The organism is Lentibacillus populi (genome assembly GCA_014642895.1).
GTDB lineage: Bacteria > Bacillota > Bacilli > Bacillales > Amphibacillaceae > Lentibacillus_C > Lentibacillus_C populi.
Map to the genome: position 1 here is coordinate 52,234 of BMJD01000008.1, position 16,615 is coordinate 68,848.

Annotated in this window: 15 protein-coding genes; 7 read left to right on the top strand and 8 right to left on the bottom strand. The window is 39.4% G+C overall.

Going from position 1 to position 16,615, the window contains the following annotated elements:
- Positions 1 to 131: 131 nt before the first annotated feature.
- The gene (locus IEX12_RS07375) at positions 132 to 1,562 is read right to left on the bottom strand and encodes an amidase (protein ID WP_088051484.1); all 1,431 of its coding nucleotides are present in this window, start codon (positions 1,560 to 1,562) and stop codon (positions 132 to 134) included.
- 461 nt (positions 1,563 to 2,023) lie between these two features.
- Here IEX12_RS07375 and gdhA point away from each other — a divergent pair, with 461 nt between their 5' ends.
- The 7 genes from gdhA to IEX12_RS07410 all read left to right on the top strand — a co-directional run bounded on the left by gdhA (position 2,024) and on the right by IEX12_RS07410 (position 8,697).
- Entirely contained in the window at positions 2,024 to 3,406 is a 1,383-nt protein-coding gene (gene gdhA, locus IEX12_RS07380) for an NADP-specific glutamate dehydrogenase (RefSeq protein ID WP_088051485.1), read from the top strand.
- Positions 3,407 to 3,796: 390 nt separating this feature from the next.
- A complete protein-coding gene (locus IEX12_RS07385) occupies positions 3,797 to 4,519 on the top strand; it encodes a hypothetical protein (RefSeq protein ID WP_088051487.1) in 723 nt (240 codons plus the stop codon).
- A gap of 14 nt (positions 4,520 to 4,533) precedes the next feature.
- Positions 4,534 to 5,262 carry a hypothetical protein gene (locus IEX12_RS07390; RefSeq protein ID WP_088051488.1) on the top strand — a complete coding sequence of 243 codons (729 nt, stop codon included), beginning with the start codon at positions 4,534 to 4,536 and terminating at the stop codon, positions 5,260 to 5,262.
- 16 nt (positions 5,263 to 5,278) lie between these two features.
- On the top strand, positions 5,279 to 5,674 hold the full coding sequence (locus IEX12_RS07395) for a GntR family transcriptional regulator (RefSeq protein WP_088051489.1): 396 nt from the start codon (positions 5,279 to 5,281) through the stop codon (positions 5,672 to 5,674).
- A gap of 3 nt (positions 5,675 to 5,677) precedes the next feature.
- Entirely contained in the window at positions 5,678 to 6,574 is an 897-nt protein-coding gene (locus IEX12_RS07400) for an ATP-binding cassette domain-containing protein (RefSeq protein ID WP_088051490.1), read from the top strand.
- Positions 6,549 to 7,475, top strand: coding sequence for an ABC transporter ATP-binding protein (locus tag IEX12_RS07405; protein ID WP_088053464.1), 927 nt, complete (start codon positions 6,549 to 6,551; stop codon positions 7,473 to 7,475). The genes IEX12_RS07400 and IEX12_RS07405 overlap by 26 nt, the downstream gene beginning before the upstream one ends.
- Positions 7,468 to 8,697 carry an ABC transporter permease gene (locus tag IEX12_RS07410; RefSeq protein ID WP_088051491.1) on the top strand — a complete coding sequence of 410 codons (1,230 nt, stop codon included), beginning with the start codon at positions 7,468 to 7,470 and terminating at the stop codon, positions 8,695 to 8,697. The genes IEX12_RS07405 and IEX12_RS07410 overlap by 8 nt, the downstream gene beginning before the upstream one ends.
- A 219-nt stretch (positions 8,698 to 8,916) precedes the next feature.
- Here the strand turns inward: IEX12_RS07410 and lpdA are convergent, their stop codons facing one another.
- From lpdA to IEX12_RS07445, 7 genes are all read right to left on the bottom strand, one after another.
- Positions 8,917 to 10,320: a dihydrolipoyl dehydrogenase gene (gene lpdA, locus IEX12_RS07415; protein WP_088051492.1), complete on the bottom strand. Its 1,404-nt coding sequence runs from the start codon at positions 10,318 to 10,320 to the stop codon at positions 8,917 to 8,919.
- A gap of 48 nt (positions 10,321 to 10,368) precedes the next feature.
- Positions 10,369 to 11,604 (bottom strand): dihydrolipoamide acetyltransferase family protein, encoded by a 1,236-nt coding sequence (locus IEX12_RS07420; protein WP_088051493.1) that lies wholly within the window; start codon positions 11,602 to 11,604, stop codon positions 10,369 to 10,371.
- Positions 11,605 to 11,616: 12 nt separating this feature from the next.
- Positions 11,617 to 12,651 carry an alpha-ketoacid dehydrogenase subunit beta gene (locus tag IEX12_RS07425; RefSeq protein ID WP_088051494.1) on the bottom strand — a complete coding sequence of 345 codons (1,035 nt, stop codon included), beginning with the start codon at positions 12,649 to 12,651 and terminating at the stop codon, positions 11,617 to 11,619.
- 20 nt (positions 12,652 to 12,671) lie between these two features.
- Entirely contained in the window at positions 12,672 to 13,637 is a 966-nt protein-coding gene (locus IEX12_RS07430) for a thiamine pyrophosphate-dependent dehydrogenase E1 component subunit alpha (protein WP_088051495.1), read from the bottom strand.
- Positions 13,638 to 13,820: 183 nt separating this feature from the next.
- Positions 13,821 to 15,626 carry a sigma-54-dependent Fis family transcriptional regulator gene (locus tag IEX12_RS07435; protein WP_088051496.1) on the bottom strand — a complete coding sequence of 602 codons (1,806 nt, stop codon included), beginning with the start codon at positions 15,624 to 15,626 and terminating at the stop codon, positions 13,821 to 13,823.
- A gap of 185 nt (positions 15,627 to 15,811) precedes the next feature.
- Positions 15,812 to 16,312, bottom strand: coding sequence for a YjdJ family protein (locus tag IEX12_RS07440; RefSeq protein ID WP_230856125.1), 501 nt, complete (start codon positions 16,310 to 16,312; stop codon positions 15,812 to 15,814).
- 42 nt (positions 16,313 to 16,354) lie between these two features.
- Positions 16,355 to 16,597: a hypothetical protein gene (locus tag IEX12_RS07445; protein ID WP_088051498.1), complete on the bottom strand. Its 243-nt coding sequence runs from the start codon at positions 16,595 to 16,597 to the stop codon at positions 16,355 to 16,357.
- Between the last annotated feature and the right edge of the window lie 18 nt (positions 16,598 to 16,615).

The following is a 16,615-nucleotide window of genomic DNA, read 5'->3' on the forward strand; positions in this document are numbered from 1 at the left end:
CATAACATAAAATTTAAATATGATAATTATTTTGTTCAATACTTCACAAATTGGCAATAAAGTTGTGACAAATAATCGAATAATGAAAAGACACCCTTGTAAAGGCGTCTTTTCATTCCCCTTAACATGTTTTAAGCCTTTACCTCACTCAGATCCGGTACACGAAATCCGCCGACAATCTCTTCATATCCGCGACTTGCCCTTAGTACCAGCCCGTCCGCAAACCGGTTTGCAGCAATCTGCATACCGACTGGCAAGCCATCTTTCGTAAATCCTGCCGGTATCGATGCTGCTGGCAATCCCGTCATATTATAAATATGCGTCATCATCCAATCTGAATCTGCTTCGATTTGTTTCCCTTGAATCGTTTCAGGCCCAAGCAACTGATAATCAAAAGCAGGTGTTGCAAGTGTCGGTGACATAATCAGGTCATAATCGTTAAAATAGCTTTGCAATACGTTCCAAACGGTTGACCGTTTCGTCTGATAATGAATGTAATCACTCGTTGTTACAGAAAATCCGCGTTCAATCATTGTCTGATAGGACGGGGTGATTAATTCCGGTGTTTTCTCAAGGATTTCCTTTCCACCAGCTGCTGCGGCGGCATACCACATATTTTTGAAAAAGCCGAGAAATTCATGTAGCGTCATACCAAAGTCCAGTGAAACCTCTTCTACCTCACAACCTAATGCACGCCATTTCGCCAGCTGCTCGTCCATTATCTCCAAAACTTCCGGTTCAACTGTATACATCCCAAAATCTTTTGTATACGCTATTTTCATCCCATCTAAAGGGCCTTTCATCTGCTCAAGGAGATTTTCATCGAATACAGGCAACGAGAATGGATCAGTGGTTGATGGCCCCTGTGTTACGTCAACAAACAATGCTGCATCCTTAACCGACCTAGTCAATGGTCCATGATTAACGAATGGATTAGTTGAACCAAACACATTAGTTAAGTTGTTGTCCATGGGAATCCGTCCATACGTTGGTTTAAATCCATATATACCGCAAAAGCTAGCCGGAATCCGGATCGAACCGCCACCATCACTGCCTTCCGCGAGCGGTACCATGGCAGCTGCAACCGCTGCTGCGGAACCGCCACTTGACCCGCCAGCAGTTTTCGTTATGTTCCAGGGGTTTTTCGTTGCCCCAAATAAGGTGTTATCCGTCGTACCTTTGTGGCCAAAGTCAGGCGTATTTGTTTTACCAACAATGATTGCACCTGCAGCTTTTAGACGACTGACAATAGTTGCATCCCGTTCTGGAATATTTTTTGCATAAAGCTTTGTACCAAAAGATGTTCGAATACCTTTTGTCGGTGTTAAATCCTTAATTGCCACTGGAACGCCGTGGAGCGGCCCTAATTCTCTCTGATTAAAAACCGCTTTTTCCTTCCTGACCGCCTCCTCCCGTGCCTCTTGGTTCAGAGTGACAATTGCATTTATGTCGAGGTTGTATGTATCTATTCGTTGCAGATAATAATCCATCACTTCGACTGGGGAAAGGCTTTTATCCCTGATTTGTTTAGCTAACGAATAAGCTGTTGTGTTTTTTAACACGTCGATCCCTCCATTGTTCGTACATATTTCTATTGTTAGCTTAGCACTTTTATCAATTTTTCTCTAACTATTCAAAGCTATAACAACCATATTTCCTAAATTGTGTAACTATTTGATCTATTATTCTTGCAATTATTATAAAAATGCTGTAAAATGTATACTTATAATAAAAATATTCCATTGATTTCTCAATTATAGCTCCGTAAAAGCCATTGCTGAGCTATGATCCCGCTACTATACCAAGTCATACCAGCGAAAAGTTTTATAAGAAAATGTCAGAAAGTCTTCAAATGAGCACGGCAGACTTTTTGCACACCATTTTCAGCATTACTCATTGACACACCATCTTTTACGATTAGTTTAGACTTATCTTCACATGTATGTTCAGCTTTGAACGTGTTCCATCATTTGTACGGATGGATACACTATTTTTTTACGTTATGAATGAAAGGGGAAACGATATGATAACCACTCAAAAAGTCAAGGATGATGCCGTACAACATGCATCTGATTATGTTAATACCGTATTTCAAAAGATTGAAGAAAGGAATCCTGGTGAAATTGAATTCCATCAGGCTGCCAAGCACATATTTTCAGCATTGATTCCGGTATTCGCAAAAAATCCCAAATACATAAAAAACGGGGTATTAGAGCGTATTTCTGAACCGGAAAGATTCATTACCTTTCGTGTGCCGTGGGTTGATGATAACGGGAACGTTCAAGTAAATAGAGGATTTCGGGTTCAATTCAATTCGAGTATCGGTCCTTATAAGGGCGGCACTCGGTTTCATCCGACGGTAAATGCAAGTATTATAAAATTTCTCGGCTTTGAACAGATTTTCAAAAACGCCTTAACCGGTCAGCCGATCGGCGGAGGAAAAGGTGGAGCGGACTTTAATCCAAAAGGAAAATCAAACAATGAAATTATGCGTTTTTGTCAAAGCTATATGACCGAGCTTGCCAATTATATTGGTCCGAATGTTGATATTCCTGCAGGCGATATCGGTGTAGGTGCAAGAGAAATCGGTTTTATGTTTGGCCAGTACAAACGAATGCGTGGAACATACGAACCTGGTGTGCTTACCGGAAAAGATGTTCGTTTCGGTGGAAGTTTAGTCAGACCCGAGGCAACAGGTTATGGTTTAATCTATTTTGTCGATGACATGATGCAGGATCATGGGCTTCACTTAAAAGGAAGCAAGGTGGTGGTCTCCGGTGCCGGCAATGTAGCGATTTATGCGATGGAAAAGGCAATGGAATTAGGTGCCAAGGTAATAGCATGCAGTGATTCCACAGGCTATATTTATGACGAGAAGGGCATACACATTGAGACGATAAAACGGCTTAAATTGGATGAGGATGGCGTTATCTCTACATATATTGATATCCATCCGCATGCATCATTCCATCAAAATGGCGAGGAAATATGGACGGTTCCATGCGACATCGCCTTACCTTGTGCAACCCAAAATGAAATTGATGCCGATGCTGCACGTGTTTTAATCAAAAATGGGATAAAGGTAGTTGCAGAAGGGGCAAATATGCCGTCCAATCAGGAAGCTATCGATTTGTTTAATGAAAGCCATATACTTTTCGGGCCAGCAAAGGCTGCCAACGCTGGCGGAGTAGCTGTATCGGCACTGGAAATGGCACAGAACAGTATGAAGTTGTCCTGGCCATTTGAAAAAGTTGATGCCAAATTGCACGAAATTATGCTAAATATCTACCGTAATAGTGTTAGTGCTGCCGAAGAATATGGACATCCCGGCAATTTGGATGTCGGTGCCAATATTGCCGGATTTCTTAAAGTAGGCGATGCGATGATTCGTGAAGGTGTTGTCTAAGCTGACGTTATAATTTCCTGTATGATATATAACTGATAAGCTATTTTGGGAGTGGACCACATGAAAAGTTGGCGTGAAAAGCGTAAGGGGAGGAGACGAAGACACAAAGAAAAGTCCAATTTCTGGTTTTCGCTTTTGGACCTGATAACTGATATCTTATTTTGGGTGCCTGAGCTGCTCCTTTTCCTGTTACGGATGATGATGTTGTTGTTTAGAGGAGTTTCAAGGGCGTTGAAACATTTATTTGATTGGTAGAGTTTAGAGGTGCAAAAACACTGTTTTTGCTTCCTCTATTTATTTTTTTTAAAATCACTTGACTTTATCACCGTCCATACATAAACTGTATATAAACACATACACAGTATAACAGTTAAAAAAGGGGGATTCCTCATGCAAGATTGGAAACAGGCATTTCGTTTGGCAATGTTTGAGTTAAAAGCATCTAAGGGAAGTTTTTTAGCCTTATTCTTATTTTTCCTTTTAATGTTGTTTTTTTTCAAAACTGTATTGGACTATGATTTGGATAAAAAGACGGGAATTTTTGATATCTTTGTCTTCTACATCTTCTCGTCTTTCATGATGTTGGTCGTGAAGAGAAAAGGTTTTCAAATTGCCAAAATCAATGAAGATGTAATAGCTTCTCCTTCATTCGTCATGCTGAGCCAGCTGGCGATTAAGAAGGATACGATTATCAAAAGCAGATTCATTATCCATTTTGTTTATTCATTTCCATTCCAGCTCGTTTTCTTAATTTGCCTGTATCCTTTAACACCAGGGATTCAGCATGCACTACCGGTTAGTTCCTACATTGGTTTGGCGGTGATTTGGCTGTCATTTAGTTTTTACTTTGGATACGGCTTTCCTGCAAGTGAAGCTGGTATCAAGGGAACAGTAAAGGCAACCATTTTGAGTTACGCGATGATCATGGCAGGATTACTTATCATTATTTTCATTCCGATTTTATCGGGATACAGCATTTTTTACTGGACCATTATCCTCTCCCGGAATTGGCCGTTGGCATCAAGTCTGGTATCGATCATTCTGGCAATTTTAGGGGTTATCTATTGGATGCACTATGCACGTAAATCAATAGAAAAATTTGATTATTTATAGAAAGGAGGATTCCTATGCAAGACTGGAAACAGGCTTTGCGATTGGCAATGTTTGAGTTACATGCGTCAAAATACGTGATTTTCTTTTTAGCAGTTATTTTATGCTTGGCACTTTCGTCTATTGTGACGGGTTTCAGCTCCTATTTGGAAAAGAATTATGCGGGAATCGAATTTACTTTTTTCATTATATTTTCAGCAATAATTTTGATCTGGGTAAAACCAAAAGATTTTCAACTTAATCAAGTTAACGAGGATGTCATGGCTTCCCCTTCATTAATCATGTTACATCAACTTGCCGTTAAAAAGGATGTCATGATAAAAAGCCGATTCATTGTTCATTTTTGCTATTCATTTCCTTTTCAACTGCTGTTTTTGATTTTTTTCTATGCTTTATCACAAGAGCTGCAACATGTACTGCCGGTCGGTTCCTATCTTGCTTTTTCCATCATTTGGCTTTCATTTAGTTTTTATGCAGGATATTTTTTTATGGCAACGGATGCAGGTACAAGAAATGTGAACAAGATTACAGCAGCTCTGTTTACATTTATATTTGCTATCGGAGTGATGTTTCTCTCCGCTACCATCCAGACCATTTCCGGTCACGGTATTGTCAATTGGACGATCATTTTCGCACAAGAATGGCCGCTTTTGTCGAGCATCATCTCCGTCATCCTAGCAGTACTTGGATTCAGCTACTGGCTCCATTACATGCGGAAAACAATGGATTTGGTCGATTACCTATGAAAAGGAGGAGTGTGCCGTGGAACTGCCGATTCGTCTGTCAAAGGATTCAAGAGAGCCGATTTACCATCAAATTGAGAACCAGTTAAAAGCATTAATCGCCGGTGGTCATTTAGTTGCGGGTACACCATTGCCTTCGATCCGGGCACTTTCCAACGATCTGGAAATAAGCATTATCACGACGAGAAGGGCTTATCAGGATCTGGAGCAGCAAGGCTTTATCCGAACAACCCAGGGAAAGGGTACATTTGTCGCGGAAATTGCGGATGAAAAAAGGCAGCAGGTGAAGATTTCCTCCGTATATCAGACGATTGAAAATGCTGTCGATACCGCCATTCAGTATGACTACTCATTGGATCAAATTAAAGAAATTTTTCTCGAAATTATCGACACTTATAGGAAGAAAGGAGAATAATTGATGAACAGCTGGTTAGAGATCACACAATTACAGAAAAAAATAGATGATTTCCATCTCGGCCCGATAAACTTGCAGATCGAACCCGGGACAATTACTGCTTTAGTTGGCAACAATGGCTCAGGTAAAAGTACATTACTCAAATTAATCATGAATCTGGCAAACCCGGATATGGGCAATATTAAAGTTTTCAACAAATTTGTCTATGGACAGGATGAATCATGGAAGGACAAGATCGCGTATCAGGCACAAACACCGATCGGTTACAATCCTTACACTGGCAATCAATTAAAGTCGTTAATTGCCCCTTTGTATCCAAACTGGGATGACACATTATTTGTGGACATGGTCCATTCATTTGATATCCCATTGCATAAACGATATGGGAAGCTGTCTCAAGGTGTCCAGCAAAAGTTAAATCTAGCCTTGACAATTGCCCGAAACACCCCATTATTACTGCTTGACGAGCCAACATCCTTTATGGATATTCCATCAAAGAAACGGCTGGTGGATATCTTGGTTGATTGGATGGATCGCGGTGATCACGCGATTATCTTTGCCGGTCATCAGGCTGAAGATATCATGAAACTCGCGGACTACTTAACCGTATTACGCAACGGAACGATGGTTGGCACATTTGAAAAAGAAGAACTGACTGCAACTTATATGCATTATTGGCTGAAGGAACCACTTGGAAAAATGTCGATTCCTGGAGAAATTTCCCGGGAAATAAAACAGCTTGTTTCCAATCAACCCGCAGCAACCGAGCAATTTTTCCATGAAAATAACGTTGCATGGACGGATCGCAAAGCACTTGATTTGGATGAAATCATTACGTATTTATTACAAGAGGGGAAGGACGGATATATTAATGATGGAAACGATGTTATCGGTTCATGATTTAGGCAAGTCCTTTAAAAACAAACAGATTATCAGCAACATCTCCTTCGATGTAAAAAAAGGAGAAATCATGGCGATTTTGGGTCCAAATGGTGCAGGGAAATCAACTACGATACGCAATATTATGGGGATCATGTATCCCGATGAAGGAACGATTTCCTTTCAAGGGCACAAAAGTATTCCACGCCACAAAATCGGTTATTTACCGGAGGAACGTGGATTATATAAAAATGTAAAGATTATGGATATCTTGCTTTACCTGGCAGAACTAAAAGATTACCCATTAAAAAAAGCGAAAGAACGCGCACTTCGTTATTTGAAAAAATTCAACCTGGAGGGGAAAGAGAATACCTCAGTTGAAGAACTTTCAAAGGGGATGGGACAAAAAGTACAATTTATCGCTTCAATCATTCACGAACCCGAGCTGCTTATCTTGGATGAACCATTTTCAGGACTGGATCCAGTCAGTCAGGAGCTATTTAAAAATGAAATTCGCAATCTTGCTGAAGATGGTACAGCCATTCTATTATCCTCCCATCAGATGAATTTAGTCGAGGAAATGTGCGATCGGCTGTTTATGATTCATCACGGGCAAAAAATCATTTATGGCAATATGGACGAGGTTAAAGAAGAATATGCGAATTTCAAATGCACCATTCGTGGGAAAAATGATCACACTATATTGGAACAATTGCCTGAAGTCCAGCGCGTAGAACAGCAAGATGATACATCCATTCTTTATTTAACCAAAGATGTTCACGTGACGAGCTGGCTAAAGCAGCTGCCGGACGATTTGAATATCCTGGAACTGGCTATTGACCGGATTTCGTTACATGAAATTTTCATTGATATTGCGACAGACAAGAACTTACTGCAGGAAGAAGGTGCCCTTTATGCGTAATACACTCAAAGTTGCCAAGTGGGAAATCAAACGGAATATGAAAAATAAATCATTTATCATCTCGTTGTTCTTGACACCAGTTCTTTTTCTATTCTTCTTTATGCTGCCAAGTTTTTTTGATGATTCAGATGAGGATGCTGGAACACAGGTATTTGTGAAAGATGAGTTAGGGGTATTTGATCATGTAAAGAAAATGGTGGAGCAAAACGATCTGTTGACCTGGGATTTGCACAAGACAGATTTGGATCAGGCGGGAATAGAAAAACAGCTTGATTCTGAGGAAAATGCCGCTTATATTTCATTAACACAGTCAGCGCTCGAAAATGGGAAAGTTAGTGTTCTTACTAGTGAAGATGTAGATGAAAATTTTATGAATGAGGTTCGTTTTTTAGAGGAGCCGCTAAATCAATTGCGGATCCAGCAACTCGGGCTTTCCGCTGAAGAAATGGAAGTCATATCCCGCGGTGTTGTCTTTCAAACAGTAGATGTTAATACGGCTGTAAAGGAACACGCAACTTCTGATGAAGGTGGAATCGTGCTTAAACGTATTATCCCAGGTGCATTTGCCGGAATTATTCTGCTATCGATCATGTTTACGGGTATGATGATTTTCCAAAGCGCTTCACAGGAAAAGAAAGATAAAATTGCAGAAATCGTGTTATCGTCATTAACACCGGAAGAATTAATGCAAGGGAAGATTCTTGGTTATTTCGTACTTGGGATCACGCAGGCTGTCGTCTTTATTGCATTTGCATTACCTGCTGTTATTTGGAAAACGGATATCCCGGTTATGGACTATTTACTCGTTCCGGAAATTCTCCTTTTAGTTGGTATCGCCATTTTAGGCTATCTATTGTTTGCCTCCCTTTTTGTCGGGATCGGTGCTACAATAGAAGACATTTCGACATCAGGAAATTTTCAGGGAATCGTACTCATGCTGCCATTTCTGCCATTTATCTTTATTGGACCTATTTTAAATGATCCAAGCGGGCTGATCGCGCAAATTGGTTCCTATATCCCATTTACCTCACCTGGTGTATTGCTCTTGCGTCTTTCGCTTCTTGAGGAATGGCCATGGACGGAAATTGTGATTGCTGTAGCGATTTTAATAATAAGTGTCTGGTTATTTATGAAACTGGCAGGGAAAATATTTAAGACTGGTATTTTAATGTATGGCAAGAATGCTACACCGAAAGAAATTTGGAAGTGGATTCGGGCATAAAAGTAAAAGCGGGGGGGGAATCGCTTCCATTGAAACTGATTCCATCATTCAACCAAAATAGGACCACTCATTTTTTCAACAAGTTGATGTATTTCAATTTATCATTATATCGGGTTGAATTACTATTTAAATTGCGTATTCTTAAAAATGATAGTACACAAAATGACTCTGGCAGGAACCAGAGTCATTTAATTCAGACTCATTATTCAGCTGTACCGTTTACATATGAATAGCTTCACCATTTACCGCCAATACTGCCTCTCCAATTACTTCCGATAATGTTGGATGTGGATGGATTGTGTGTCCGAGTTCCCATGGTGTAGCTTCAAGAAATTGCCCAAGTGCTACCTCTGAAATCATGTCTGTTGCGTGTGGTCCGATCATAAATATTCCTAGGATATCATCAGTATCTGCATCGGCAATTATTTTAACAAAACCTTCTGTTGCACCATATACTAATGCTTTGCCGATTCCGCTAAACGGGAATTGACCGACTTTAATTGTGTACCCCCGTTCTTTCGCAACCGCTTCTGTTATACCTATACTTGCAATTTCGGGCGATGTATACGTACAACGGGCAATCTGTTCGTAATTAATTCGGCTTACCTCCTTCTTAAGTATTGTATCCACTGCTGTTATCGCTTCATGTATGGCTACATGTGCCAGCTGTAATGATCCAATACAATCCCCAATGGCATAAATGTTCTTCTCGTCCGTTTGAAATTTGTCATTCACTTTAATGACACGGTTATCCAATTTTATGTTTGTATTGCTCAAACCAATACCATTAGTTACAGCATCTCTGCCTACTGATACCAAGATTTTTTCGGCTTTAAACGTTTTCCCTTCGCCGTCGATATTTGCGGCAATTTCAACCCCACTTGCCGTTGTTTTGTAACTGGTTGCATCTACTTGGGCAGAGGTAACGATCTTTACTTTTTTACTTTTATATAGTTTTAACAACTCGTTTGAGATCGCTTCATCCTCTGTTGGCAATATCCTTGGACTATATTCCAAAACGGTTACATCAACGCCAAAATCATGAAGCATGGAGGCCCATTCCATACCTATAACACCACCGCCGACAATTAGTATCGATTTCGGTAATGTTGTTAGCGATAGTATCCCATTAGAAGATAGTACATTTTGTTCATCAAATGCCAAACCAGGTAAAGCCCTGGGTTGCGAACCAGTTGCAATAATCACATTTTTTGCTTGAAGTACTTTTTGCTTTCCATCGGATAAATTTACAGTTAGTCTCTTATTCGATTTTAAATAGCCTGTCCCTTCATATACATCTATTTTCCCTTTAGCCATCAGACCCTTTATCCCAGCTTCCAGTTGGCTGACTATTTGTGTTTTGCGCTTTTGAGCCTTTTGAAAATTTAAGGATATGCTACTTTCGACATCTATTCCAAAACTGTCTGCCTTTTTAAATGTTGCTAGTACTTCAGCAGTTCTAAGCAGTGCTTTACTAGGTATACAGCCTCTATGAAGACAGGTTCCACCAAGTTTGTCCTTTTCAATGACGGCTACTGTCTGTTTGTTTTGTGCTGATTTAATAGCAGCTACATATCCTCCCGTGCCACCGCCAAGAATAACTACATCATATCTTTCAACCATTTGATTATTTCCTCCTATTTGCCTGCTTTAGCGAATAAAATACACGATTTACAATACTAACAAATAAGGATTTTCGAGATAATATACGATCCTGCTTAAAAACGCTGCAGCAGGTGCGCCATCTAAAACTCGGTGATCGAATGTCAAGCTTAAAGGTAATTTTTTGACAGAAATGACTTTTTCCTCTTCTAATTTAAGTTCGTCCACAAAAGTACCCACGCCAAGAATACCGCTTTCTGGCGTATTTAAAATTGGTGTAAAATACTCGACACCTTGGTTTCCCAGGTTTGTAATGGTAAATGTAGAACCCGATAGTTCATTATTCGTACCGTTTCTGGCTTTCTCTGTTACAGTTTGGATGGACTTTGCTAAATCGCCCAGGGGCAGACGCTCTGCATGTTTAACAACAGGTACAACGAGACCTTCTTCCAAAGCAGTCGCAATACCTAAATCTACTTCATCGTATTGGTGTAATTTATTATCAATAAGGTGTGTATTCATTAAAGGATTATCTTTTAAGCTTAGTGTGACTGCTCTGGCTAGTAATACCGTTAATGTTAACTTGAGATCCAAATCGTTTTCACGAGCTTCTTGCCGCAACTTTTTCTGAAAGTCCAGTAATCGATTAATATCTGCTTTACGATGTAATGTAAGCTGTGCTGTAGCAGTTAGACTTTCATGCATTCTATTTGCTATGGTACTTCGCATTTGTGACATGTTCGCTATATTCGCATCACTAGCTGTGCTTTGTTTTTGATCTGTTTGTTCGATTGGTTGTACGGCTGCTTTTTTAGCGGCTTGTTCAATATCACGTCTTGTAATACGGCTATTTGGACCTGTTCCTGTAACTTGAAGCGTGTCCACCCCAAGCGCTTTTGCTTTTTTACGCGCAGCAGGTGAAATACGCAGCCTTTTTTTCGAACTGTCACCCACCTGTTGATCAGGTTGACCCGCGGCAGATGCTGGTGTCTTTTGTTGTTTAACTTGTTCCCCGTCGTCTTCATGTATCTGTTCGGAAGCGGAAGTAATAGTATCAACCTTTTCTCCCTTTTCACCAATAATACCAATAACTTCACCAACAGATGCTTCGTCGTCAACCTCTTTTTTAATCTCTAGTAAGATGCCGCTTGCCGGTGCCTCCACTTCATTTGTCAATTTTTCCGAACTGATTGTGACAACCCCTTCACCTTCCGTAATAGGATCACCGGGGTTTTTTAACCATTCGACAACTGTTCCTTCTGTCATCGTCATACCCAATTTAGGCATTACAATTGATGTCGCCATGTTTTTACCCTCCTAATATCTTGCTAACGTTAATTCGCCAACTACTTCTTCAGCAACTTTTACAACTTTATTAGCAGTTGGGATGTATAATTTTTCCAAATTTGCTGCAAATGGTACTGGTGAATGTGGAGCCGTAATCATTTTTATCGGTGCATCCAAGGAGTCGAAACCTTTATTAGCAACTAATGATGAAATATCAGTTGCAATACTGCAGCGCGGGTTGGCTTCATCAACAATTAGTAAACGTCCGGTTTTATCTACTGATTGTAAAATCGTTTTTTCATCAAGCGGGGATAAAGATCTTGGGTCAATAATCTCTGCTTCGAGACCCTGTTCAGCTAATTTGCTTGCTGCATCCATTGCCACATGCACCATTTTACCAATAGCTACAATGGTTAAATCCTCTCCATTGCGCTTTATATCAGCTTTTCCAAGCGAAATTGTATAATGACCTTCCGGGACTTCACCTTTCATGCTATATAAGGTCTTATCTTCAAAAAATACAACAATGTCATCGTCCTCAATCGCAGATAATAATAGTCCTTTTGCGTCGTACGGGTTTGACGGTACAACTACCTTAAGACCCGGCATAGCGGTAAACATTCCATATAATGATTGTGAATGTTGGGCGGCAGCTCCGGCACCTGCTCCGTGATTGGTGCGAATCGTTAATGGTACTTTTGCTTTGCCTCCAAACATATATCGAATTTTTGCTCCTTGGTTCATTACTTCATCTAAACAGCTTCCAATAAAGTCATTAAACATTAATTCAGAAATTGGCCGTAATCCCGTTACCGCTGCAGTCACTGCTGCACCCATATAACCAGCTTCAGCGATAGGCATGTCGATTACTCGTTTGCGTCCGTATTTATTACCTAATCCTTGTGTTACGCCAAAAACTCCACCCCAAGCTTCCTCATCTTGCAAATGATCCACGGTCGCTCCGCCCGCAACATCTTCCCCGATAAGAACTACTTTATCGTCTTTTTCCATAGCGATATCCATCGCTTCATTGATTGCTTGTGAAAACGTGATTTTTCGTGCCATTGTATACCACCCCATTTAAATTATTTGTACTGAACATAAACATTTTCCGTTAACGTGTCTGGTGAAGGCTCGTTACTGTTTTCAGCAAATGCAACTGCAGCTTCAACCGCTTTATGAGCGTTATCTTTAATTTCTGAGATATCCGTTTTCGTTAATAAGCTTTTTTTCAAAGCGTATTGTTCAAATTTATCAATACAATCAACTTCAACCGGCCAATTTTCACTGTCTGACTCAGACTTATAAGCTTGATTGTCACCTTCAAAGTGACCATAAGTTCGATAAGTAATCGCTTCAATTAAAGTGGGCCCTTCACCGTTGCGGGCTCTTTCAACTGCTTCCTCGGCTGCTTGATATACATCAACTAAATTGCTTCCATCTACTCGAATGCCTGGAATATCATAGCTGGCAGCACGATCAGCAATTGTCTTCGCTGAAGTTGCATATTCGAATGGTGTGGCTTCACCAAAACCATTATTTTCTGCTACAAAAATGACGGGTAGTTTTAAGGCAGCGGCGATATTTATCCCTTCATGAAACGTGCCATGGTTATTCGCACCATCACCGAAGAAACATACGGCAACTCCTCCAGTTTCCCGGACATAAGCGGTTAGTCCAGCCCCTGCTGCTAATGGGAATCCACCACCTACAATACCATTGGCTCCCAACATGCCCACCCCCAAATCGGCAATGTGCATGGAACCGCCTTTTCCATTGCACAGACCTGTCTCTTTGCCGAAAATTTCAGCCATCATTCCATTTAGATCACAGCCTTTGGCGATACAATGGCCATGACCGCGATGCGTACTAGTAATATAATCGTTGTCACTTAGATGTGCACATACTCCCACTGCAATCGCTTCCTCACCTGCATACAAATGAACAAATCCTGGTATAGACCCAGTTGAAAAAATTTTACGAACTTTTTCTTCAAAGTTTCTAATTTCGTTCATTTTGGTATAGATCCAGTACGCTTTTTGCTTATCCATTTCATAATCCTCCTTGAAATTTTAATTTATTTTCCACTCACTAAACATATTTGCAAGTAATATGCCAACTTTTAGAAACACCAAAATAATAGCGCTTTCAGTTGAGTAGATATTTTTAACAGCAAAAAAAGAGAAACAATATTCTCAAATTGTCTCTCTTTGTTTCAAATTGTATCAATTATATTAAAGGTTATATCTTTTCATTTTTCGGTATAATGTACTGCGAGAAATTCTTAATTCTTTAGCAGCTTGGGGGACGTTTCCATTGTTGTTTGTTAATGCTTGCTGGATGTTATTATATTCCAATTGTTCTCGAAAATCTGCAAACGTTTCACCGGAATCACTTTGATTAAATTGATCCCAAGAACTCATGAGCTCATGAAGGTCTTTATCTGTAGGTGTTATATCTGAGAATAAAATATTGCATCGTTCAAGTGCGTTATGCAGTTCGCGAATGTTACCTGACCATGATCCTTTTGTGAAAATAGTTTCCAGTTTGTTTAGCCAGCCCGGATACCAATTTGTCCTGCGACAATAATCCTTTATTAGTGCTTTTATATCTTCCTTTCTTTCTCTTAATGGAGGGACAGTAATTGGAAAAACATATATTCTGTAAAATAAATCTTCTCGCATTTTTCCTTGCTGTACAAGTTTTCTAATATCAACATTCGCTGCAGAAATGATACGTACATTAACCTTAATTGAATGATCTCCGCCAATACGTGTAAGTTCTTTTTGTTGAAGAACCCGAAGTAATGCAACTTGCATGGATTCGGACATATCCCCAATTTCATCTAAAAACAATGTACCGCCATCAGCCATTTCCAGTTTTCCTTTATACCCTTTTTTACTTGCACCAGTGAATGCGCCTGGTTCGTAGCCAAATAATTCGCTTTCCAGAAGTTGTTCAGGAATTGCTCCACAATTAAGCGAAACATACGGTCCATCAGCTCTGCTACTATTTTCATGTATTGCTTGCGCTACAAGTTCTTTTCCTGTTCCTGTTTCACCGTAAATGTGGACAGCTGCATTTGTAGGAGCAACTTTTCTCACAGCTTCCAGCACTTTTTGAAATGATTTACTGGTTCCTGTTACACCTTGAAAATAGACAGACGATGCTTCTTCCTCCTCTGCCATATCGATTGGAATACGATAGCCAATGACCCTGTTACCAGTTGTAATGGGAATATCTATTTCACATAACTTTACTTCTTCCCTAAATTTTTTTAAGGGCTCACCAATATATTTGTGGTAGCTCGGGAGCAATTCTCTAGGTAATGAATAAACAATGTGATCAGAAGTACAAACAACGGAATGGGGGTCTAAGCTATATTTATTTTTCATTAAAAGTTCAATATCTTCTTGAATTTTATTTCTCCAATTAAGCGAAATAGAGTCTGCTGCTAACTTTACTGAAGCCAAAACGTAATTATGGTTAATAGAAGGGTACAAGCTGGAAATATTTAATATGCCAAGTAGATTTTTATTATGATCCAAAATAGGTGAGGCTGAACAATTCCACATTTGGGAAGCGACAGCAAAATGTTCAAATCCCCTAATTGCAAATGACTTTATAAATCGTTGTGCTAGACCGATTGCATTGGAACCAACTTCTGCTTCATCCCATTTAGCTCCTTCATAAAACTGTATTCCGTTTGCTTCCTGTTTAACAGAGCGGTCTCCATTGCTTCGTAAAATATAACCATCTTTGTCCGTTAATACGGTTATAAATTTCCAACCTCTTAAAAATCGACCCAATTTATTGATGTGTGGTTCTGCTAAATCGATTAATAATTGGTTTTTCTTTAACCTTTGTTTCAAGTCATTTTCATCTAAAATACGGTCCGCTACACCATTGAAGGGATTAACACCCTGTTGTCTGCAAAGTTTCCATGAATCAATAAGCTCATTTGGCATATTATTTTCTTCTATGCAGCCATCGTTAATAAAGGATCGCCAATTTTCTTTTGATACAGGTTTAATTGCCAATATTATCACTACCCTCCATTTATGATTAAAGAAATATATTCAACATAGAAAGGTCCAAGGTATCATTTGGTTTTAGACTTAAATGCAGGCTGATAATGTTAGTTTTGTAAAATATTTGCATTTTCTGTTTTATCACAAACAAGGTATACGAATTCCCTTAACAGCAAAATTAAATCAGAACATATTCATAGATTAATTAATGATTTTTGTACAAAGTTTTTTAACCTCCTAAACACCCGAAATTGAAAAACAAATGCAAATACGAGACATACAATTCCACTTGTTACCAAAAGCATCGTAAAAATATAACCGCCTGTTGTAGGTGAATTCGAAATCAAACTGCCTGATAACAACAACAAAACCCCTATTATTGATATAAAAAGAACAATTTTTTTACGGCTACGTTTTAACAGCATATACCCTGATAAAAGGACTAAGTAAAGAAAACTGACCATCATTAGAACTGGAAATAAAGGCTGGAATTTCCCTGCATAGACAAAGAAATCGAGCTGTGAAATATCATTTTGCTGTTCGACTTCACCATGTAACAGTTGTGAAAATGGTGTGGAGTATTTCCACTCCCAAGGATTACTCAGGATTCCGCTTCCTTCATACCAAGCGGCACCTGTGGAAAACAAGAGAAACATAACGGCAATACATAACTGTATACTGTATCTAACTCGCAATTTCATCACCTCATTAAAAAGTCACGAATGAGCCGCCAAAAATTATCCCCTTTTTCTCCACGGAAATTTTTGCGACAGTAAATATGCTATTGTTGCCGCTAAAAATATGGTCACCCAATGTATCACAGAAAATGTGCCAAATTCCACCTTATCACCGCTTAGTCTATCCTGGGCTGTCAAAGACAAATCAGGAGTATATGCTGCTGTAATTACCATTCCTGACACAATCTCAAAAATAACATATAACAATGCAAAACTAATGATGAACACAACGTATTTTTTCATGTATATCCCCTTTCTTAC

Bases quoted from the DNA above. Each gene is read 5' to 3' on its own strand.
- IEX12_RS07400 (WP_088051490.1), top strand. From the start codon at position 5,678: ATGAACAGCTGGTTAGAGATCACACAATTACAGAAAAAAATAGATGAT.
- IEX12_RS07420 (WP_088051493.1), bottom strand. From the start codon at position 11,604: ATGGCGACATCAATTGTAATGCCTAAATTGGGTATGACGATGACAGAA.
- IEX12_RS07390 (WP_088051488.1), top strand. From the start codon at position 4,534: ATGCAAGACTGGAAACAGGCTTTGCGATTGGCAATGTTTGAGTTACAT.
- IEX12_RS07445 (WP_088051498.1), bottom strand. From the start codon at position 16,597: ATGAAAAAATACGTTGTGTTCATCATTAGTTTTGCATTGTTATATGTT.
- lpdA (WP_088051492.1), bottom strand. From the start codon at position 10,320: ATGGTTGAAAGATATGATGTAGTTATTCTTGGCGGTGGCACGGGAGGA.
- IEX12_RS07430 (WP_088051495.1), bottom strand. From the start codon at position 13,637: ATGGATAAGCAAAAAGCGTACTGGATCTATACCAAAATGAACGAAATT.
- gdhA (WP_088051485.1), top strand. From the start codon at position 2,024: ATGATAACCACTCAAAAAGTCAAGGATGATGCCGTACAACATGCATCT.
- IEX12_RS07405 (WP_088053464.1), top strand. From the start codon at position 6,549: ATGGAAACGATGTTATCGGTTCATGATTTAGGCAAGTCCTTTAAAAAC.
- IEX12_RS07410 (WP_088051491.1), top strand. From the start codon at position 7,468: ATGCGTAATACACTCAAAGTTGCCAAGTGGGAAATCAAACGGAATATG.
- IEX12_RS07385 (WP_088051487.1), top strand. From the start codon at position 3,797: ATGCAAGATTGGAAACAGGCATTTCGTTTGGCAATGTTTGAGTTAAAA.
- IEX12_RS07425 (WP_088051494.1), bottom strand. From the start codon at position 12,651: ATGGCACGAAAAATCACGTTTTCACAAGCAATCAATGAAGCGATGGAT.